Below are 19,947 nucleotides of genomic sequence, written 5' to 3'. Positions count from 1 at the left end.
TGCAGGCGCTGGCCCTGCTCGAGCAGCGGGGCGAGCAGGTCACCAAGCCGCTCGTCGTCCGGCTCGACGGCAACAACGCCGAGGCCGGTCGGGCGCCGGCCCCCCCGGACGGTCAGCTCGCCGACCCCACCCCGGTCAGCGCGCGCAGCGGGCGCCGCGCGCCGTAGAGCAACGCCCCGGCGAGCAGCAGCCCGACCAGCATGGTGAGCAGCGTCGGGCTGGGCGCGCCGGGCAGCAGCGCCGCCACCGCCCGGGCCGCGGTGCCGAGCCCCACGTAGAGGCCCGCCCAGAGGGTCGCCCCGGCCGCGGCCGCGGCCAGGAACCTCGGGTACGACATCCGCAGCCCGCCGGCGGCCAGCGGCAGCAGCGCGTTGAACACCGGCAGGAACGGCGCGACCAGCACCATCCGGCCGCCGCCGCGGCGCAGCACCGCCTCCGCCGCGGCCCACCGGGACTCGCCGATCCAGCCGCCCAGCCGGCTGCCCCGCAGCGCCGCCCCCCAGCGCCGCCCGGCCAGGAAGCTCAGCGACCAGCCGGCCAGGCAGCCCAGCACCACCGTCACCACGGTGGCCACCGCGGTCGACGGCCGGCCCGCCCCCACCGCGGCGAGGACCGCCGCGTCACCGGGCACCAGCACCCCGACCAGCGGTACGGCGTCGGCGAGCATGACCAGGCCGAGAGCCGCCATCAGCGACTCGACGGGCAACTCTCCGAGGTGGGCCAGTAGATCGATCACGGGTGGAACGCTACGGCCGCGACGCACCCGGCACATCCGGCCCGATCCCCCACCCGACCCTGACTCCACCCTCGGGGTCGACCCCCGGTCCACTCAGTGCGGTCGCAGCACCTGGACCCGGCGGACCGGGGAGTCGACCGCGGGTTCGGTGGTGGGCACCCGGTAGCTGGCCACCACCTCCAGCCCGTCCGCCGGCAGGTGTCCCCGGTCCGGATCGCCGACCAGCACCTGCGCGCCGCGCGCGGCGGACCGCTGGAGGAACGGCAGCACCCGGGCGGCCAGCGCCGCGTCGTAGAACACGTCACCGGCCACCACCAGGTCGACGTCGGCGGTGCCGTCCAGCAGGTCGCCGCCGGTGGCGGCGACGCTCACCCGGTTGGCCCGCGCGTTGACGGTCACGGCCGCCACCGCGTACGGGTCGACGTCGTTGGCGACCACCAGCTCGGCGCCGGCGAGCGCGGCGGCGATGGCGACCAGCCCGGATCCGGCGGCCAGGTCGAGCACCCGCCGCCCGGTGACCAGCTGGGGGTGGTCGAGCAGGTGCCGGGCGATCGCCTGCCCGCCGGCCCAGACGGACGCCCAGTAGGGCGGCGGCAGCGACCGGCCGGCCGCCGCCTCCATCCGGGCCCACCAGAGGATGGCGTCCTCGGCCAGGTGCAGCCGCACCTCCGGCACGAACGGGGTGTCGACCAGCCGGAGACCGTCCAGGCCGCCACCATCGCCCGCGATCTCCCGTTCCAGGTCGGCCAGCGCCGTCCGTGTGCTCATCGGGGCAAGCATGCCCCGCACCGGCCCCGGGCGGAGGGATTTCCCGCCGACGACGTATTCGTGGGCGCGCCCGGGCACTTCCGGCAGCGGATCCCCGTCCGGGCGGTTACTGTCGGGACAGCACAGGGCGATCACCGGCAGCGACCGGTGCTCCCCCGCATTGAACAGGGAGAGACGCATGGCAACCGGCACGGTCAAGTGGTTCAACTCGGAAAAGGGCTTCGGCTTCATCGAGCAGGACGGCGGAGGTCCGGACGTGTTCGTCCACTACTCGGCCATTCAATCCAGCGGCTACCGCGAGCTGAACGAGGGCCAGAAGGTCGAGTTCGAGGTGACCCAGGGCCAGAAGGGCCCGCAGGCGGACAACGTCCGTCCGATGTAGCTACGTGCCGGTGGCGGCGGTCGGATGCCGACCGCCGCCGCAGCGCATCCTCACGCCGGGGCGGCCGGCAGGTCACGACGTCGCCGCAGCGGCCCGGCCAGCAGGATCAGCGGGGTCAGCGCCAGCCAGGCGGTCATCATCCGGATCGCCCCGGCCGGCCCCCACACCGCGCCCAGCGCGCCGGCCAGCACGGCCGCGGCCGGGATCGTGCCGTAGTTGAGCAGCTGCATGCTCACCGTCACCCGGCCGAGCAGTCGGTGCGGGGTGTACGTCTGCCGGAAGCTGCCCTTGATCACGTTGCCCACCGCGACGCCCAGGCTCACCAGCACGCCGCCGAGCACCAGCCACGCCGTGCGTGCGCCGGGTCCGGCCAGCGGGATGAACAGCGCGGGCGGGCCGGTGAGGGCACCGGCGAGCAGCAGCGTACGGGCGCTGCCGAGCCGGTGGGCCAGGCGTGCGGCGAGCGCGGCGCCGATCACGCCGCCGAGGCTGGCGAGACCGATCAGGAGGCCGACCAGGCCCGCCGGGAGGTCGGCCGAGCGGACCAGGAACACCACGAACACCGCCTGGTAGCCGGTGAGCCCGATGTTGCTCGCCGCCCCGAAGACCGTCAGCACCCGCAGGTACGGGTCGCGGACGACGAACCGCAGCCCGGCGGCGACCTCGCGGCGCAGCGACGTCGTCCCGCCGGGACGGTCCGGCCGGGGCTCGACGGCGCGGATGCGACGCACGCACAACGCGGACAGCAGGAAGCTGAGCGCGTCCAGCGCGACAGCGGTCACCGCGCCGACGAGCTGGGCGATCAGGCCGGCGAGTCCGGGCCCGACGAGGTAGCTCGCCGTCTGCGTGGCGTGCAGCCGGGCGTTGGCCTCGGGCACCTGCTCGGGACGCAGCAGCGTGGGCAGGTAGACCTGGTCGGCGGTTTCGAAGAAGACCCGGGCCAGGCCGGCGCCGAGCGCCACGATCAGCAGGTGCGCGACGGTCAGTAGCCCGGCCAGGGCGGCCACCGGCACGCTGGCGAACAGCGCCGCGGCGGCGAGGTCGGCGGCGATCATCACCGGGCGACGGCGGACCCGGTCGACCCACGCCCCGACCGGCAGACCGGCCAGCAGCCAGGGCAACCAGGCCGCGGCGGTGAGCACCGCCACCTGGAACGTGGTGGCATCGAGCACCGCGACCGCGACCAGCGGCAGCGCCACTGTGGTCATGTTGCTGCCCACGGCGCTCACCGTGTGACCGGTCCAGAGCAGCCGGAAGTCGCGGTGCCGGAACAGCCCGCCGCGCGTCGCCGACGCGGACCCGCGGGCCGGCGCGGTGGTCACGGCCGGCCCGGGACGCCGTGGGCGAACAGGAAGACCGGCTCGCGGCGCTGCCCGTCGTCGGGCACCGGCCGGTCGGCCCACCGGGCGAACAGCGCGATCACCTCGCGGCTGAGTTCGGCCAGCTCGTCCGGCGTCAGACGCAACCACTTGTCGGTGCTGAACGGCCCTTCGCCCCACGCGGCGTGGGCCTCGTCGGGGGCCGCGTGCCAGGCGCGGACCAGTTCGGCGTGCCGTTCCAGGTTCAGCGAGCTGGCGGCGTCGACCACCACCCGGGCCGCCGGGTCGTCGGCGAAGTCGCTGCTGGACCAGCGCACCCCGCGGTCACGCAGCCGCCACCAGCGTTCCCGCCGGTCGCGGGCCAGCTCGGGCGCCTCGAGCAGCAGGTCGGCGGCGGCGAGCACCTTGAGGTGGTGGCTCACGTTCGCCGGCGCCTGGTCGGTGCGCTCGGCGAGCATGCCGACGGTGCACGGGCCGTACACCTTGAGGACGTCCATGAGCCGGCGGCGCAGCGGATGGGCGAGCGCGGCGAGCACTCGCGAGTCGGTGACCTGTCGGACGTCGTTCCGTTCCATGCCGCGACCCTGCCATGTGCAAGAGTTATTGCGCAATAGCTCTTGCGTTTATCTCGCCCGCGACCGGTGCGGTGGGGACCGTGCCACCGCACCGGCGGCGGATCAGGCCACCATCCGCCGGGCCAACTCGTCGGCCACGTCCTTGGCCATCTGCGGCGGGATGGCGGCGGCGATCTTCTCCGGCGGCAGGCCGGCCAGCACCCCGTTGACGATCGCCTGCTCGTCGGTGAAGTCCTTGCCGGACAGCGCGGTCACCTGCGCGGCGAGCGCGTCCACCCGGAGCATCAGGTAGTCGATCTTGGCGACCAGGCTGTTGCTGCTGGTACGGGGGCCGGAGCCGTCCGGGTCGACGCTGCGACCCATGCTCGAGCCGCCGTAGAACATGCCGGTGTAGATGTTCTTGATCTGCTCCTCGGCCTTTGCGCTCATGTCGTCGTCCTCCAGTAGCCCGATGGTGGTGAGGTAGCGGCGGAACAGCGGGGTCTGGTCCCGGCCCGCCTTGGTGGAGTCGCGGAAGAAGCTGAAGTGGGTGTGGAAGAGATGGCTGGAGTCGCCGGTGCTGCGCTTGCCCAGCCGGTCCCACCGCCGCACGGTCCGGCCGTCCGGCGAGTAGATGATCTCCCTGAGGTCCCCGGTGCCGGCCGCGCCGGCCACGCACTGGGCGACGCACCAGGTGGAGAAGGTGCGCAGGTTGTGGGTGGCACCGCCGGACTTCACGGTGAACTCGCCGACGTCCAGCGCGGACGCGTACAGGGTGAGCCCGGAGGAGTCCCGGGTGGACTCCACGACGGAGTAGTCCCGGGCCACCACCCGGTCGGAGCCACAGTGGTAACCACCGCGGTGGCCGGCGTCGCCGACGATGCCGACCTCGGCGGGTTCGAGGTCCACGGCGCGCACGGCGCCCTTGTCGATGTTGAGGTGGGTGAGTAGCAGGTTGCGGACGGCCAGGAGATTCGGTGGGGCTGTGGTCATACGGAACCGCCTTCCGGATCGTTCACCGACCGGACACGGCAATCACTGCCCGTGAGGCAACCGACGCGGGGACACGTCCGGTCGGGAGGATGCACAGCGCCGGGCACTTGCACCGAGAATATCCATGCCGCTGGCTAAATGCCCAGGTCAGAGGCACTATCTGGAACTATGGGGCGGCTGTGGACGGTGCCTCGACCCGCCGCGGCACCAGCCACGAAGGACACTCACGATTTCCTGGCATCCCGGGCGATCCAGCACGCAGAGTTACGACAACGTCCGGTGGTCCGGCGACGCCGCCGGGTGGATCTCCCGACCGACGCCCGGTCCGTCGCTGCGGCGCTCACGGCGAACCCTCGGCCCGCCGCCCGGTCCGCCGCCCCGCGTCCGTGGCCGACGGTCAGTCCGCCGCCCCGGCGTCCGCGGCGCGCTTCGGCGGCTCGCCCCGGGCGGCGCGCATCGCGTTCCGGTGCTCGCGCATCGAGGTCACCATCTCGGCCATGAACCGGTGCACGGTCTCCAGTTCCTCGTCGCTGAACCGGGCCATCACCTGGTCGTTGCGGCGCCCGAGCGGGGCGAAGAAGCGGCGAGCCAGTTCCGCGCCCTGGTCGGCGTAGCGCAGGAACACCTTGCGTCGGTCGGCGGTGTCCCGGTCCCGGCGGATGTGCCCGGCCCGCTCGAGGCGGTCGATCAGCGCGGTCACCGAGCCGGAGGAGAGGTTCAACCGCTCGCCGAGCCGGCCGGGGGTGATCGGGTCGCCGACCAGTTCGGCGTCCATCACGGCGATGAGGGCCTGCAGGTCGGTGGCGTTGAGCCCGTGCAGGCCGGCGAACGCGTGCCCGACGTGCTGGGCGTCCGCCGCGTAGCGCCGCAGGTCGTTGGTGATGTCCGCGATCATCCGGGCGCGCCGGTCGTCCCGCCGCCGGTACATGCTCTGCGCTGCCACGTCTCGCTGCCGCCCCCTGTCCGACTGGTCCGGTTGCAGCATAGAACCCCGGCGGATAATCTCGGTTGTCAAGATACTAGGTCACCGAGTAACCCGGCACACGATCACGTGAGGGCACCCCGATGTCTCTGTTCACCCGCGTCGCCCGGGGCCGGCTGGCCGCCTGGCTCACCGTGGCCGCCGCGCTCGTCGTCAGCGCGCTCGTCTTCGGCCTGCCCCGGCCCGACAACCCCGCCCCGGTCTCCGCCACCGGCCTCTCCGTGCAGTGGCAGTCGACCCAGGTCGAGCGCCTCCAGGAGCAGCTGCCGGCGAGCGACGTCCAGCCGGCGATCGTGGTGGTCTCCCGGGCCGACCGGGCGCCGCTGTCAGAGTCCGACCGGGCCGCCCTCGACGGCGCGTCGGCCACCCTGGGCGGGCTCGCCGCCGGGGGCCGGGTCGCACCCGCCCAGTTCTCCCCCGACGGCACCGTGGCGCTGGTGGCCGTACCCCTGTCCGCCGCCGGCGGTCGGGACGCCCTGGTCGACGAGGTGACCTCGGTGCGCGAGGCGCTGGCCGACCTGCCCGACGCGCTGACCGTCCAGGTGACCGGGGCGCCCGCCTTCACCACCGACCTCGCCCAGGTCTTCGACGGTGCGGACATCACCCTGCTCGCGGTCACCGCCGCCGTCGTGGCGGTGCTGCTGCTGCTCACCTACCGCAGCCCGTTCCTCTGGATCGTGCCGCTGCTGGTGGTCGCCGCCACCGAACAGGTCACCCTGCGCGCGGTCGACAGCCTCGTGCCGGCGCTCGGCATCCACCTGCAGGACGGCCAGGTCACCGGCATCGCCAGCGTCCTGGTCTTCGGTGCCGCCACCGACTACGCCCTGCTGCTGATCGCCCGTTACCGGGAGGAACTGCGCCGCGAGGAGAACCGGTTCACCGCCATGCGGGCCGCGCTGCGCCGGACCGCCGAGCCGATCCTGGCCAGCGGCGGCACCGTCGTGCTCGGCGTGCTCACCCTGCTGCTGTCCGAGCAGGAGACGAACCGCGCGCTCGCGCTGGCCTGCGCCACCGGCGTGGTGTTCGCCATGCTCTCCGCGCTGTTCGTCCTTCCGGCCGCGCTGGTGCTCTTCGGCCGGGGGCTGTTCTGGCCCTTCGTACCCCGGGTCGGCAGCCCGGCCCGCGAGGGCCGGCTCTGGGGCCGGCTGGGCGCGGCGGTGATCCGCCGGCCGGCGCCGGTCGCGGTGGTGGCCACGCTGGTCCTCGCCGGCCTGGCCCTCGGCGGTCTCGGCATCCGCACCGGCCTGTCCGAGACCGAGCAGTTCCGGGTGAAGCCGGAGGCGGTCGCCGGTGCGGAGACCCTCGCCCGGGCCTTCCCGGCCGGCGCCACCCAGCCGCTGGCCGTGCTCACCAACCCGGGCGCGGCCCCGGCCGTGCTGGCCGCCGCCGGCGCGGTCGACGGGGTCGCCTCCGCCCGGCCGGGCGCCACCGGGGACCGGGTCGCCCAGATCGACGTGGTGCTGACCGCCGAGCCGGGCACGGCCGCCGCCGACCGGTCCGTGACGGCGCTGCGGGACGCGGTCGCCGCGGTGCCGGACTCGGCGCCGCCGGCGGTGGCCGGCGCGGACCGCCCGGACGGCGCGCTGGTCGGCGGTACGGTCGCCGCCAGCTACGACTCGGAGCGGGCGAACACCAACGATCTGCGGCTCATCCTGCCGATCATCCTGCTGCTGGTCGGGGCGGTGCTGGTGCTGCTGCTCCGCGGCCTGGTCGCCCCGGTCCTGCTGGTGCTCACCGTGATCGCCTCGTTCTTCGCCAGCCTGGGCGCCGCGTGGCTGATCTTCGACCACGTGCTCGGCTTCCCGGCGCTGGACAGCGGGGTGCTGCTGCTCGCCTTCGTCTTCCTGGTGGCGCTCGGGGTGGACTACAACATCTTCCTGGTCACCCGGGCCCGGGAGGACGCCCGCCGGACCGGCACCCGGGACGGGATGCTCTCCGCGCTGCGGGTCACCGGCGGGGTGATCACCAGCGCCGGGGTGCTGCTCGCGGCGGTCTTCGCCGTGCTCGGCGTGCTGCCGTTGCTCACCCTCACCCAGATCGGGATCATCGTCTGCGTCGGCGTGCTGCTGGACACCCTGCTGGTCCGCACGGTGCTGGTCCCGGCGCTGGCCTTCCTGCTCGGCGACCGGTTCTGGTGGCCGGGCCGGATCGCCCGCGAGCCCGACGCCCCGGCCGGCACGCCCCCGGCGCCCGCCGAGCCGGTCGGTGCCCGGGACTGACCAGGCGGCGGGGGCCCGGTGGACGACCACCGGGCCCCCGCCTCGGGCCAGCCGGCCCACGGTCTGCCTGCGCACCCGAGTTGCCGCGAAGCGGCCCCTCAACGGGTCGGGAAACACCGACATGCCGCAACTCGGGGTCGGCCCGGCCGGCGGGCGTCACCCAGGCCGGCGGGCGTCACCCGGGGTCGACGCCGCCCCGGCGGGCGCGGGAGGCCGGTCGGGAGCGGCGCGGGCGCGGCGGGTGGCTCCCCTGGCCCGGGCTGGACGACGGCGCGGCGCCGTCGAGCGCCCCGTCCCGGGTGGCCCAGGCCACCACGAACACGGTCACCCAGGCCGCCCCGAGCAGCACCGAGGTGGCCGTACCGCTGGCCGTGCTCAGGCCCAGATAGAGCCGGGCGCCGCCGACCGCGACGACGCCGGCCAGGGCGGCCGTCCACACCGCCACCGCCACCGGCCAGCGGGCGCCCCGGGACAGCAGCCAGGCCAGCGTGCCGAAGCTCGCGGTCACCACCGCGTTCTGCCCGGGGAGGTACTCCGCGGTCGCCGCCGGGCCGCCCGGACCGGTCAGGTCGGCGACCACGGCCAGCACCACCAGCGGCACGAACGCCCCCGCCGTGCCGACCACGCTGAGCGGATCGGCCCGCCAGGGCCGGTGCCGCCAGGCCAGCACCGCGGCGACCAGAGCCACCGCGAGGATCAGGAACGACCCGCGCAGCACCGACACCACGGCCAGCGCCGCGTTGGCCACCCCGGGGGTACGCCGGGCGGCGAACCACTCGGCCAGCAGGCCGTCCAGCACGCCGAGCCCGCTGTGCCGGACCACCGCCTCCAGCACCGCGGCGATGGCCAGCCCCGCCGCGAAGAGCAGCAGCAGCCCGGCGGCGAGGCTCAGCAGCAGCGTCCAGGCCGGCCCGACCCGCATGACGACCAGGAAGAACAGCACCCCGTACCGGGCTCGCAGCCAGCGCAGCGGCGGCAGGGCGGCGGCCCGGGCGGCCAGCGCGCGCGCCGGGTCCGGGTTGCGGCCCAGCCAGCGCCCGGCCAGCACCACGGCGGTCAGGCAGAGCAGCAGCACCAGCACCGCGCCGGTGGCCCGACCCAGCAGCCGGGAGACCTGCTCGTAGGACTCCCCGGCGGCGTAGCCGACCAGCACCGAGGCGCCGACCCAGCTCACCACCCCGGCCAGGTTCCACGGCGCGAACCGCCGGTACGGCAGCCCGGCCGCCCCGGCCAGCCGCGGCGCGAGCGTCCGGGCGAAGGCCACCCACCGGGCGGCCAGCACGCCCCGCCCGCCGAGCCGCTCGAGCAGCGAGTCGGCCCGCCGCCAGCGGTGCGGGCCCACCCGGGCGCCCAGGCCCGAGGCGCGCAACCGTGGCCCGTACCGCCGGCCGGCCCGGAAGGCGAGTGTGTCTCCGATCACGGCCGCCGCCGTCATGGCCAGCAGCGCCGGAATAATCCGCAGCGTCCCCGCGTAGGCTAGGAAGCCGACCAGCAGCAGGGTCGCCTCGCCCGGCACCAGCAGTCCGAAGATCACCGCGGTCTCCCCCGCGACGATCGTCGCGGCGACCAGGTAGATCAGCAGGGCCGGCAGGCCTTGTAGCCAGCTCAGCAGGTCAGGCATCCGGTCCCCCGCACGGGAGCCAGCATGCCAGTCGCTGCAACGGTCGGGACAGCAGTTTCGCCAGAGATCCGGGCCATCTCGGGGTCACCCCGAGGCGTGCCCCGGCAACCGCAGACAGGAGTATGGAGGGTATGCAGCTACGCACCGACCTCCGCAACGTCGCCATCATCGCCCACGTCGACCACGGCAAGACGACCCTGGTCGACGCCATGTTGCGGCAGGCCGGCGCCTACGGCGCCCGCGGTGAGGACACCGAACGGGTCATGGACTCGATGGACCTCGAGCGGGAAAAGGGCATCACCATCCTGGCCAAGAACACCGGCGTGCGGTACCTGCCGGCGGACGGCTCCGACCCGGTCACCATCAACATCATCGACACCCCCGGCCACGCCGACTTCGGTGGTGAGGTCGAGCGCGGCCTGACCATGGTCGACGGGGTGGTGCTGCTGGTCGACGCCAGCGAGGGACCGCTGCCGCAGACCCGCTTCGTGCTCCGCAAGGCCCTCAAGGCCCGGATGCCGATCATCCTGGTGATCAACAAGGTGGACCGGCCGGACGCCCGGATCAAGGAGGTCGTGGACGACACCTACGAGCTCTTCCTCGACCTGGACGCCGACGAGGAGCAGATCGACTTCCCGATCGTCTACGCCTGCGCCCGCGACGGCATCGCCTCGCTGACCCAGCCCGCCGACGGCTCGGTGCCCGACGACAGCCACAGCCTGGAGCCGCTGTTCCGCACCCTGCTGGACACCATCCCGCCGCCCGCGTTCGAGGAGGACGCGCCGCTGCAGGCGCACGTCACCAACCTCGACGCCTCGCCGTTCCTGGGCCGGCTGGCGCTGTGCCGGGTCCGCCAGGGCACGATCAGCAAGGGCCAGACCGTGGCCTGGTGCCGCACCGACGGCAACACCCAGCGGGTCCGCATCTCCGAGCTGCTGATGACCGAGGGCCTGGAGCGCAAGCCGGCCGACAGCGCCGGCCCGGGCGACATCATCGCCGTGGCCGGCATCCCGGAGATCATGATCGGCGAGACCCTGGCCGACGCCGAGAACCCGGTCCCGCTGCCGCTGATCACCGTCGACGAGCCGGCCATCTCGATGACCATCGGCACCAACACCTCGCCGCTGGTCGGCCGGGTCAAGGGCGCCAAGGTCACCGCCCGGATGGTCAAGGATCGGCTCGACAAGGAGCTGGTCGGCAACGTGTCGCTGCGGGTGCTGCCGACCGAGCGGCCGGACGCCTGGGAGGTGCAGGGCCGCGGCGAGCTGGCCCTGGCCATCCTGGTCGAGCAGATGCGCCGCGAGTCCTACGAGCTGACCGTCGGCAAGCCGCAGGTGGTCACCAAGGAGATCGACGGGAAGACCTGCGAGCCGGTCGAGCGGCTGACCATCGACGCGCCCGAGGAGTACCTGGGCGCGATCACCCAGCTCCTGGCGACCCGCAAGGGCCGGATGGAGCAGCTGGTCAACCACGGCACCGGCTGGATCCGGATGGAGTGGCTGGTCCCGGCGCGCGGCCTGATCGGCTTCCGCACCGAGTTCCTCACCGACACCCGCGGCACCGGCATCCTGCACCACGTCTTCGAGTCGTACGAGCCGTGGTTCGGCGAGCTGCGCACCCGCCAGAACGGCTCCCTGGTCGCCGACCGGGCCGGCGCGGTGACCTCGTTCGCCATGATCAATCTGCAGGAGCGCGGCCAGCTCTTCGTCGAGCCGACCACCGAGGTGTACGAGGGCATGATCGTCGGGGAGAACTCCCGCTCCGACGACATGGACGTCAACATCACCAAGGAGAAGAAGCTCACCAACATGCGCGCGTCGACCTCGGACGAGACCGAGAAGCTGATCCCGCCGCGCAAGCTGTCGCTGGAGCAGGCCCTCGAGTTCTGCCGCGAGGACGAGTGCGTCGAGGTGACCCCGGCCGCGGTGCGGATCCGCAAGGTGGTGCTGGACCAGACCCAGCGCGGCCGGATGGCGGCCCGCCGCAAGCACGCCGGCTGACCCACAGCCCCCGGGAGCCCGGTCCGCCTGAGCGGACCGGGCTCCCGCCTTTTCCGGGCCCGCTCCCCACGAAGGGCTCCCCACGAGGGGGCCGGTCAGGCGGGTTTGCTGGCTTGGAGGGCCAGGATGTCGGGGAGCGGGCCGGGGCCCGATTCCCGGACGGCGGTCAGCGCCAGCCCGGCGTCGGTGACCGCGTTGAGCAGGTCGGCCAGCGGCAGGTGCCAGGCGCCGACCCGGGCGCGTACCCCGGTGCTGTTCCAGGACCGGAAGCTGCGGTCCCGCTCGGCGTACCCGCCGTCGATCACGGCCCGGCCCGGCTCGGAACGGTCGGCGAACGCACCGACGAAGCACGGGTGCACACCGACGTGGACCAGCCGCCCGCCGGGCGCCAGCACCCGGGCCGCCTCACGGATCGTCGCCGGGTAGTCCGGCATGTCGGTGTGGGCCAGCACGCAGGCCACCGCCGGCAGCGAACCGTCCGCCACGGGCAGCGAGGTGGCGTCGCCCCGGGCCACCGGCAGCCGCGCCCGGGCATGCCGCAACTGGCCGGCCGACAGATCCACCCCGACCGGCCGCCAGCCCAGCCGGCGCAGCTCGGCGGCGTGCGCCCCGGTGCCGCAGCACAGGTCGAGGCAGCGCCCGGCACCCGGCCCCAGCAGCTCGGCCAGCGCCGACCGGACCCGGTCGCCGTAGTCGGCGGCGGCGGTCGTGACGTAGTCGTCGTACCAGTCGGCGATGGCGTCGTACGCAGCGATCGTCATCTGCGCACGCTAGACCGCACGCGCCGGGGACCGCAGCCCCGCGCGCCCCGAAGATCCGCTACGGTCACCGGCATGACCTGGGATGATCTCGACGCGCACCTGGACAGCGTGCCCGGCACCGTCTCCGCGTACGTGGGGCGGCTGGACGCGGCACCCACCTGGACCCGGCTGCCCGACGCCACCCACTACGCGGCGAGCACCATGAAGGTCGCCGTGCTGGTGGCGCTGCACCGCGCCGCCGAGGCCGGCCGGCTCGACCTGGACCAGCCGATCCCGGTGCGCAACGCGTTCGACTCCGCGCTGCCCGGCACGCCCCGGTACGCCAACGCCCAGCACTACGACAACGACGACGCGGTCTGGGCGCGGGTCGGCGGCACGGCATCCACCCGCTGGCTCGCCGAACGCATGATCGTCCGGTCCAGCAACCTGGCCACGAACATCTGCCTGGCCCAGGTCGGGCTGCCGGCGGTGGCCGAGGCGTGGGCGCTGGCCGGCGCCCGGCACAGCCTGACCGGCCGCGGCATCGAGGACTTCGCCGCCCGGGACGCCGGGATCGACAACCTGGTCACCGCCGCCGACCTGGCCGCGCTCCTCGGCGAGCTGGCCCTCGGGGCGCACCGGCCGGGCCCGTTCGCCTCCCCGGCCGGCTGCGCGTCCATGCTGGAGGTCCTCTTCGCCCAGGAGCACCGCGAGGACCTCGCCGCCGGCCTGCCCGAGGGCACCCGGATCGCGCACAAGAACGGCTGGGTGCGCGGGGTCCGGCACGGGGCCGGGGTGGTCTTCCCCGACGACGCCCCGCCGTACGCGATCGTCGTCTGCACCACCACCGAACTGGCCGACGGCGGGCCCACCGGCGAGGAGGCCGAGGACGACGCCTGCCGGCTCATCGCCGGCATCTCGGCCCGGGTGTGGCAGTCCCGGCACGAACTCTGACCGCCGGACCGACCGGCGACGGCGCTCAGTCGAGCAGGTTCGCCCGCAGCGCCGCGAGCACGTCGTCGGTCAGGCCCAACCCGTCACGCAGGTACGCCCCGAACGACCCGTACGCCCGCCGCACCTCGTCGTACGCGGCGTCCAGGTACTCCGGCCGCACCTCCAGCATCGGGCGCGCCGCGGCCGGGTCCAGCTCCGGCCGGCGCCGGCTCATCGCGGCCAGCAGCACCTCGCGCAGGCTCTCGGTCAGCTCGTTGTGCCGCAGGTAGTCGGCCCGGATCACCGCCTCGTCCACCCCGAGCGCGGTGAGCAGCACCACCGCCAGCCACCCGGTGCGGTCCTTGCCGGCCGAGCAGTGGAACAGCAGCGGCAGGTTCTCCGCCTCGGCGGCCAGCCGGACCGCCGCCCCGAACCCGGCCCGCGCCGACTCCCCGGTGACGAACCACCGGTAGATCGCCGCCATCGCCGCCGGCATGCCCTCCCGGGCCAACTCCTCGTACGCGTCCACGTCGTGTCCGAGCAGCACCGCCGAGACGTAGGTGAAGACCGGGTGCGCCGGGTCGTACACCGGCAGGTGCACCACCCGGGGCTCACCGACCAGCCGGTCCGGCGGGGCGAGCCGCTGCTCGCCGGCGTGCCGCAGGTCGACCACGCACGCCGGAGCCAGCTTGCCCAGCACCGGCAGGTCCTCGTCGGTGAGCCGGCCCAGCGCGGCGCTGCGCAGCAGCCGCCCGGCGCGCACCCGCCGGCCGTCCGCCGCGGGCAGCCCACCCAGGTCACGGGCGTTTGGCGCGCCCACCAGCTCCCAGTCCCGTACCGCCATCGGCCCTCCCCTGTCGCCGGCTCTCTGCGTATAGGGTGCCGCACATGACGATCGCCGCGGTACGCACCCACCGGCTCTCGGCCCCCTTACACACCCCGTTCGTCACCGCGCTGCGCCGCACCACCACGGTGGACACCCTGGTCGTCGAGGTGGTGGACAGCGACGGGCGGTCCGGGTTCGGCGAGGCCCCGCAGGTGTGGCAGGTGACCGGGGCGTCGATCGCCGGCGCCGAGGCGTGCGTGCGGGAGCTGCTGGGGCCCGCGCTGACCGGCCGGGACGCCGACGACCTGCAGGCCCGTTGCGCCGAGGTGCGCCGCACGGTGGCCGGCAACGAGTCCGCCAAGGCGGCCGTCGACGTCGCCCTGCACGACCTGGCGGCGCGGCGGCTCGGCGTACCCCTGGTGCGCCTGCTCGGCGGCACCGCGCTGCGCGTGCCGACCGACGTCACGCTCGCCGCCGGCGACGCGGTGGACCTGGCCGCGGCGGCGAAGCAGCGCCGCGCGGAGGGCTTCACCGTGCTGAAACTGAAGGTCGGCACGGACGCCCGGGGCGACCTGGACCGGGTGCGGGCGGTCCGCTCCGCGGTCGGCCCGGACGTGCGGATCCGGCTCGACGCCAACCAGGGCTGGACGCCCCGCGAGGCGGTCCGGGTGATCCGCGGCATCGAGGACGCCGGGCTCGACGTGGAGCTGGTCGAGCAGCCGGTGCACCGCCGCGACCTGGACGGGTTGGCCTGGGTCAGCGACCGGGTCGACCTGCCGATCCTCGCCGACGAGTCGGTCTTCGACCTGCGTGACCTGGTGGAGGTGATCCGCCGCCGGGCCGCCGACATGGTCAACGTCAAGCTGGCCAAGAGCGGCGGCCTGCACACCGCCCGGGCGCTGCTCGACCTGGCCACCGCGCACGGCATGGGCACCATCGTCGGGTCGATGATGGAGAGCCAGGTGGGGGTGGGCGCCGCGGCGAGCCTGGTGGCCGCGTACGGCACCAGCGCCGTCTCGGACCTCGACGCCGCCTGGTGGCTGGCCTGGTCGCCGGTCACCGGCGGCATCCGGTACGACGGCTCGACCGTGGTGCTCCCGGACGCCCCCGGGCTGGGCATCGCGAACGTGAGTGAAGTAAAAGTTCAGCGCCATGGTTGAGTGGCGTTGGAATTTTTCATAGGGTCGCGGGGCGGGAAGCACGAGCTGGGGGTGGACGTGGAGCTGCAGCCGGGCCACGAGGCCGTCGTCCGGGTCCCGGTGGCGACCCTCTGGGCCGCACCCGAGGCGGTCCGGCCGGTCGACGGGCCCGCCCTGACCGACGCGCCGGACATCGCCGCCTGGGTCGCCGGGATGGACCGCGACCAGCAGGTCGGCGACTGCGTGCTCAGCCAGCTGCTGCTCGGCGAGCGGGTGCTCGTCACCGACCTGCGCGCCGACGGCTGGGCACACGTGGTCGCCGCCGAGCAGCCCGCCGCCAAGCTCGACCGCCGCGGCTACCCCGGCTGGCTGCCCGTCGGGCAGCTGAGCGCGCCGGCCCCGGCGGCGCCCGCGGGCGTACCGCTGGTGGTCGACGCCACCCGCACCACGCTGCGCGCCGCTCCCGACGGCGCGGTGGTGCTGCGCGACGTCGTGCTCGGCACCCGCCTCGCCCCGGCCGGACGGGCGGCGGACGGGTGGCGTCCGGTCCATGTACCCGGTCGTTCCGAGCCGCTCTGGGCCCCCGAGGGGGACCTGGTCCCGCTGCCCACCGAGCGGCCGGAGGCCAAGGAGGTCCTGGCCGTCGCGGAGCGGCTGCGCGACCTCCGCTACGTCTGGGGCGGGCTCTCCCCGGACGGCATCGACTGCTCCGGCCTGGTCAACCTCGCCTGGCGGCGGTACGGGGTGACGCTGCCCCGCGACGCCGACGACCAGGCCGAGGCGACCACGCCGCTGGCGCTGGACGAGGAGCGCCCCGGCGACCTCTACTTCTTCGCCCGGCCCGGCCGGCGGATCCACCACGTCGGGATCGTCACCGCCGAGCCGCACGGCGACCGTCGACGCATGCTGCACGCCTGCTACCGGCAGCGCCGGGTCCTCGAGGAGCAACTCCCCGAGGACCGGCTCGCCACCCTGGTCGGCGCGCACCGGGTCTGACCCCCTGGCCGCACGCTCCCCGTCCCGTCCCGGCCCTGCCGGCGGGTCCGCCCTGCCGCCCGACCGGCGCTGCCGCCCGACCGGCGCTGCCCGCCCGGCAGGCCGAGGCCGGTGCTGCCCGCCCGACCGGCCCGTCAGCGCCGGGTGCCGGCCAACTCGCGGCGCCGGTCCCGGGAGGACTTGACCAGGCTCGCCGCGGTGGCGACGGCCAGGGTGCCCAGGATGACCGTGAGCGACAGCCAGATCGGGATGTGCGGGGCCCAGGCCACGTGCCGGCCGCCGTTGACGAACGGCAGGTTGTTGTCGGCGAGCGCCTCCAGGACCAGCTTGACCCCGATGAAGCCGAGCACCACGGCCAGGCCGTAGCTGAGGTAGATCAGCCGGTCCAGCAGGCCGCCGAGCAGGAAGTAGAGCTGCCGGAGCCCCATCAGCGCGAAGACGTTCGCGGTGAAGACCAGGTACGGCTCCTGGGTGATACCGAAGATCGCCGGGATCGAGTCCAGCGCGAAGATCAGGTCGGTGGTGCCGATCGCGATCATCACGATCAGCATCGGGGTGAACAGCCGGCGGCCGTTCTCGTGGGTGGTCATCCGTGCCCCGTCGAAGTCCCGGGACAGCGGCAGCGCCTTGCGGCTCCACCGGATCAGCAGGTTCTCGCTGAACTCGCCCTCGTCCGGCTCCCCCTGCCGGGCCAGGTTGACCGCGGTGTAGATGAGGAAGGCGCCGAAGATGTAGAAGACCCAGGAGAACTGGGAGATCAGCGCCGCGCCCGCGGCGATGAAGCCGCCCCGCATCACCAGCGCCAGCAGGATGCCGATGAGGAGCACCTTCTGCTGGTACTGCCGGGGCACCCCGAAGCGGCCCATGATGATCACGAAGACGAAGAGGTTGTCCACCGAGAGGCTGTACTCGGTGAGCCACCCGGTGTAGAACTGGCCGGCGATGCTCGGCCCCGAGGTGAGCCAGAGCCCGGCGCCGAAGAGCAGGGCCAGGGCCACGTAGAAGCCGACCCAGAGGCTCGACTCACGGACGCTGGGCTCGTGCGGGCGCCGACCGATGATGAGCAGGTCAGCGAGCAGGACCGCGGTCATCACGACCAGGGTTCCGGCCCACACCAGTGCGGACACGTTCAATCCATCCTCCGGCAGACACACAGCGTCGGGCACACCGTACGCCGGGTGGGTGGCCGGGGTGCGTCGACGCTGACTCTGGTGACTGTCGGAGGTCTCTTCCGCCATCGCCCCGAGGTGCCGGGCCGCTGACCGACGGAGCCGGGTCGGGCTGCCGAGGATCCGGCGCTCTTCCGTGCTGACGACTCCGTCGCGAGGGAATACTCCCCTCCTCGGCCGCCATTGTTCACCATCCGCCCCAGGCACCGCATCTCCAGGGGTCGGTATTGGCGAGAAGGTCAGGTTCCGGTGTGCGCAACGCCACGTCGCGTACGGTGTCCTAGGGGGCTAGGTGTTATGGGTGGCGGGCCGGTCCGGCGGCGGGGACGGCCTGCTCAGGCGGCAGCAGCGGGTCGGCGAAGGACCAGCCGGCGGCCAGCAGGGCGTCGCAGGCGGCGACCGCGGTGGCCAGCCGCGCCTCGTGCGACCCGTGCAGCTCCACCACCGGCACCCCGCAGCCGGCCAGCTCCGCCCGGAACCGCCCGGTCATCCAGGCCCGCAGGTGCTCCCCGTCGCGCAGCCCGTCGTCGTCGAACGGCACGCCCACGTGATCGGTCAGCAGGTAGAGCGCGGGCCGGCGGGCGGCCGCCCGGACCGGCGCCGAGGACGAGCCGAGGTAGCGCTCCTCCCAGATCGCGGTGGCCCGGGCGTCGGTGTCGCAGAACAGCAGCGGGCCGCTCACCCGGGCCGCGGCGTCCTCGGCCGCCTGCTGCTCGCGGACCACCTCGGCGAAGTCCGCCCGGTCCCAGACCACGTCGAACACGGTCGCCCCCGGCCGGTCGCGGCGCAGCTCGGCGAGCTTGCGGGCGGTCAGCTCGCGGCCGTACTCGGGGACCCAGCCGGTGCCGTAGTGGGCGGCGAGCGCCGCGGCCATCGTCGTGGTGCCGGTGGACTCCGCGCCCACCACCACGACCCGCCGGACCAGCCACCCGCGCACCGCCGGGCTCAGCCAGCGCCAGTGCGCCGCCGGGTCCGCGCGCACCGCGGTGCCGGAGACCGGCACAGTACGCCGCTCCGGGTCCACGCAGACCGGCACCGCGCCGAAGCGGCGGGCCAGTTCGGCGCCGTACGCCTCGGAGGAGAAGACCGCGTCCACCGGCGCCCCGCCGAGCGCGTCGGCGAAGACCGCGCAGTGCAGATCCCACACGGCCGGGTCGGCGTAGTCGACGGGGTGGTCGTCGTACCGGCCGACCACCCGGACCCACGGGGTGCCGGCGTGCGCCTCGCGCAGCCACTCGACGCGCTCGGCCAACGGGATCGACTCCCGGCGGGACGGGGCCACCACCACGGTGACGGCCGCGCACCGGGCGGCGGCCGCCTCGATCAGCGCGTGGTGCCCGGCGTGCGGCGGGTAGAACTTGCCGACCACCATCCCGTGCCGGAACTCCGGCCGGCGTCGGTCCGGTCCGCTCACGCCGCCACCGGGGCGGGACCGGGCGGCAGCAGGGTCGCCGCCGACCGCCGGCGCAGGTCAGCCCGCCAGGCCCGCAGCCCGAGCACGCAGAGCGCCAGGAAGATCAGGTACAGCCCGCCGGTCAGCCAGAGTCCCTTGTACGCGTAGAGCGGGATGTAGATCAGATCCGCGGCGATCCACAGCCACCAGCTCTCCACCAGCTTGCGGGTCTGGCCGTAGGTGGCCAGCAGCGACAGCGCGGTGGTGAGCGCGTCGGCCAGCGGCACGGTCGAGTCGGTGGCCCGGTCCAGCAGCACCCAGAGTCCGCCGGTGAGCAGCACACCGGCGACGGCGAGCACCCACCACTCGCGCCGCCCGGTGCGTGCCACGACCAGTCGACTGCGCCGCTGGCCGCCGAAGAGCCAGTGCCACCAGCCGTAGAGGCCGAGCAGGACGTAGACGATCTGCAGGCCGGCGTCGGCGTACAGGCCGGCGGTCCAGAAGAGCACCATCAGCAGCAGCACGTTGGCGATGCCGATCGGCCAGTTGGCGATGTGCTGCCGCGCCACCAGCCAGACGTTGACCACGCCGGTGCCGAAGCCGAGCAGCTCCGCCCAAGTGGTGCCGGTTCCCGCCACGGTGAACGCCGTGGCGGTGAGCCAGTCGAGCATCTGTCCTCCCCCTGTCCCGCGCGCCCACCCTAGAGGGACGCGGTGGGACGGACCAGCCCCGCGTGGCACCGCGCGAAGGCGGCCGTGCAAGGCTGCCGGACATGGTTCTAGAGGTCGCGCTGATCGATGTGATTCCCGGACACGAGGACGCCTTCGCCGCCGCGTACGCGCAGGCGCGTCCGATCCTCAGCGGCGCCGAGGGGTGCCGCTCGGTGCGGATGACCCGCGGCGTGGAGTCGCCGTCCCGGTTCGTGCTGCTGGTGGAGTGGGACGCGGTGGCGGCGCACGAGATCAACTTCCGGCAGACCGAACGGTTCATCCGGTGGCGGGAGCTGATCGGACCGCACTTCGCCAACCCGCCGCTGGTCGAGCACTTCACCGACGTACCGGCCTGAAGTGTCGTACCGCTGACCTAGACGAGTAGTTCCGAAGTCAGGGGTCGATGTCTGGGCATGAAGAGAGGGCATCCAAGATCATGTTGTGACGCAAGACCTGGATACCCTCTT

Annotated in this window: 19 protein-coding genes; 7 read left to right on the top strand and 12 right to left on the bottom strand. The window is 74.1% G+C overall.

Annotated features, from left to right (window positions below; translation table 11 throughout):
• Positions 1-112 precede the first annotated feature (112 nt).
• Both AB0I11_RS32085 and AB0I11_RS32080 read right to left on the bottom strand, forming a co-directional pair.
• The gene (locus AB0I11_RS32085; protein ID WP_357329269.1) at positions 113-736 is read right to left on the bottom strand and encodes a VTT domain-containing protein; all 624 of its coding nucleotides are present in this window, start codon (positions 734-736) and stop codon (positions 113-115) included.
• Positions 737-829: 93 nt separating this feature from the next.
• A complete protein-coding gene (locus tag AB0I11_RS32080) occupies positions 830-1,504 on the bottom strand; it encodes a 50S ribosomal protein L11 methyltransferase (RefSeq protein ID WP_357329267.1) in 675 nt (224 codons plus the stop codon).
• A gap of 178 nt (positions 1,505-1,682) precedes the next feature.
• On the opposite strand from AB0I11_RS32080, the gene AB0I11_RS32075 reads away from it, so the two are divergent.
• Positions 1,683-1,886, top strand: a complete 204-nt coding sequence (locus AB0I11_RS32075) for a cold-shock protein (protein WP_013287480.1) — start codon at positions 1,683-1,685, stop codon at positions 1,884-1,886.
• A 50-nt stretch (positions 1,887-1,936) separates the two neighbouring features.
• On the opposite strand, the gene AB0I11_RS32070 is transcribed toward AB0I11_RS32075, so the two are convergent.
• The 4 genes from AB0I11_RS32070 to AB0I11_RS32055 form a co-directional block, all read right to left on the bottom strand.
• Positions 1,937-3,208 (bottom strand): MFS transporter, encoded by a 1,272-nt coding sequence (locus AB0I11_RS32070; RefSeq protein ID WP_357329264.1) that lies wholly within the window; start codon positions 3,206-3,208, stop codon positions 1,937-1,939.
• On the bottom strand, positions 3,205-3,780 hold the full coding sequence (locus AB0I11_RS32065) for a helix-turn-helix domain-containing protein (protein ID WP_357329262.1): 576 nt from the start codon (positions 3,778-3,780) through the stop codon (positions 3,205-3,207). Before AB0I11_RS32065 ends, AB0I11_RS32070 begins: the two co-directional genes overlap by 4 nt.
• Before the next feature lie 102 nt (positions 3,781-3,882).
• Positions 3,883-4,752 carry a hypothetical protein gene (locus AB0I11_RS32060; protein ID WP_357329260.1) on the bottom strand — a complete coding sequence of 290 codons (870 nt, stop codon included), beginning with the start codon at positions 4,750-4,752 and terminating at the stop codon, positions 3,883-3,885.
• Between the two features lie 397 nt (positions 4,753-5,149).
• Positions 5,150-5,680 (bottom strand): MarR family transcriptional regulator, encoded by a 531-nt coding sequence (locus AB0I11_RS32055; protein ID WP_357329271.1) that lies wholly within the window; start codon positions 5,678-5,680, stop codon positions 5,150-5,152.
• Between the two features lie 137 nt (positions 5,681-5,817).
• On the opposite strand from AB0I11_RS32055, the gene AB0I11_RS32050 reads away from it, so the two are divergent.
• Entirely contained in the window at positions 5,818-7,953 is a 2,136-nt protein-coding gene (locus AB0I11_RS32050; RefSeq protein ID WP_357329258.1) for an MMPL family transporter, read from the top strand.
• A 175-nt stretch (positions 7,954-8,128) separates the two neighbouring features.
• Here AB0I11_RS32050 and AB0I11_RS32045 read toward each other — a convergent pair whose 3' ends face one another.
• Positions 8,129-9,574 carry a DedA family protein gene (locus AB0I11_RS32045; protein ID WP_357329256.1) on the bottom strand — a complete coding sequence of 482 codons (1,446 nt, stop codon included), beginning with the start codon at positions 9,572-9,574 and terminating at the stop codon, positions 8,129-8,131.
• A gap of 131 nt (positions 9,575-9,705) precedes the next feature.
• Between AB0I11_RS32045 and typA the strand changes: the two genes are divergently transcribed.
• On the top strand, positions 9,706-11,574 hold the full coding sequence (gene typA / locus AB0I11_RS32040; protein WP_357329254.1) for a translational GTPase TypA: 1,869 nt from the start codon (positions 9,706-9,708) through the stop codon (positions 11,572-11,574).
• A 95-nt stretch (positions 11,575-11,669) separates the two neighbouring features.
• Here the strand turns inward: typA and AB0I11_RS32035 are convergent, their stop codons facing one another.
• Entirely contained in the window at positions 11,670-12,335 is a 666-nt protein-coding gene (locus tag AB0I11_RS32035) for a methyltransferase domain-containing protein (protein ID WP_357329251.1), read from the bottom strand.
• A gap of 72 nt (positions 12,336-12,407) precedes the next feature.
• On the opposite strand from AB0I11_RS32035, the gene AB0I11_RS32030 reads away from it, so the two are divergent.
• Positions 12,408-13,268: a serine hydrolase gene (locus AB0I11_RS32030; protein WP_357329249.1), complete on the top strand. Its 861-nt coding sequence runs from the start codon at positions 12,408-12,410 to the stop codon at positions 13,266-13,268.
• Positions 13,269-13,293: 25 nt separating this feature from the next.
• Here AB0I11_RS32030 and AB0I11_RS32025 read toward each other — a convergent pair whose 3' ends face one another.
• Entirely contained in the window at positions 13,294-14,091 is a 798-nt protein-coding gene (locus AB0I11_RS32025) for a tyrosine-protein phosphatase (RefSeq protein ID WP_357329247.1), read from the bottom strand.
• Positions 14,092-14,135: 44 nt separating this feature from the next.
• Between AB0I11_RS32025 and AB0I11_RS32020 the strand changes: the two genes are divergently transcribed.
• Together AB0I11_RS32020 and AB0I11_RS32015 are read left to right on the top strand one after the other, a co-directional pair.
• Positions 14,136-15,233: a dipeptide epimerase gene (locus tag AB0I11_RS32020; protein ID WP_357329245.1), complete on the top strand. Its 1,098-nt coding sequence runs from the start codon at positions 14,136-14,138 to the stop codon at positions 15,231-15,233.
• A gap of 51 nt (positions 15,234-15,284) precedes the next feature.
• Positions 15,285-16,208, top strand: coding sequence for a C40 family peptidase (locus AB0I11_RS32015; protein ID WP_357329243.1), 924 nt, complete (start codon positions 15,285-15,287; stop codon positions 16,206-16,208).
• A 134-nt stretch (positions 16,209-16,342) separates the two neighbouring features.
• On the opposite strand, the gene AB0I11_RS32010 is transcribed toward AB0I11_RS32015, so the two are convergent.
• The 3 genes from AB0I11_RS32010 to pnuC form a co-directional block, all read right to left on the bottom strand.
• The gene (locus AB0I11_RS32010; RefSeq protein ID WP_357329241.1) at positions 16,343-17,341 is read right to left on the bottom strand and encodes a TerC family protein; all 999 of its coding nucleotides are present in this window, start codon (positions 17,339-17,341) and stop codon (positions 16,343-16,345) included.
• Between the two features lie 331 nt (positions 17,342-17,672).
• Positions 17,673-18,791, bottom strand: a complete 1,119-nt coding sequence (locus AB0I11_RS32005; RefSeq protein WP_357329239.1) for an AAA family ATPase — start codon at positions 18,789-18,791, stop codon at positions 17,673-17,675.
• Positions 18,788-19,441, bottom strand: a complete 654-nt coding sequence (gene pnuC, locus AB0I11_RS32000) for a nicotinamide riboside transporter PnuC (RefSeq protein WP_357329237.1) — start codon at positions 19,439-19,441, stop codon at positions 18,788-18,790. Before pnuC ends, AB0I11_RS32005 begins: the two co-directional genes overlap by 4 nt.
• A gap of 101 nt (positions 19,442-19,542) precedes the next feature.
• On the opposite strand from pnuC, the gene AB0I11_RS31995 reads away from it, so the two are divergent.
• Positions 19,543-19,836 (top strand): antibiotic biosynthesis monooxygenase, encoded by a 294-nt coding sequence (locus tag AB0I11_RS31995; protein WP_357329235.1) that lies wholly within the window; start codon positions 19,543-19,545, stop codon positions 19,834-19,836.
• The last annotated feature ends 111 nt before the right edge of the window (positions 19,837-19,947 follow it).

It is taken from the genome of Micromonospora sp. NPDC050495, from assembly GCF_040655175.1.
Classification (GTDB): domain Bacteria; phylum Actinomycetota; class Actinomycetes; order Mycobacteriales; family Micromonosporaceae; genus Micromonospora.
Note: the sequence above shows the minus strand (reverse complement) of the source record. Positions and strands in the feature narration are given on the sequence as shown.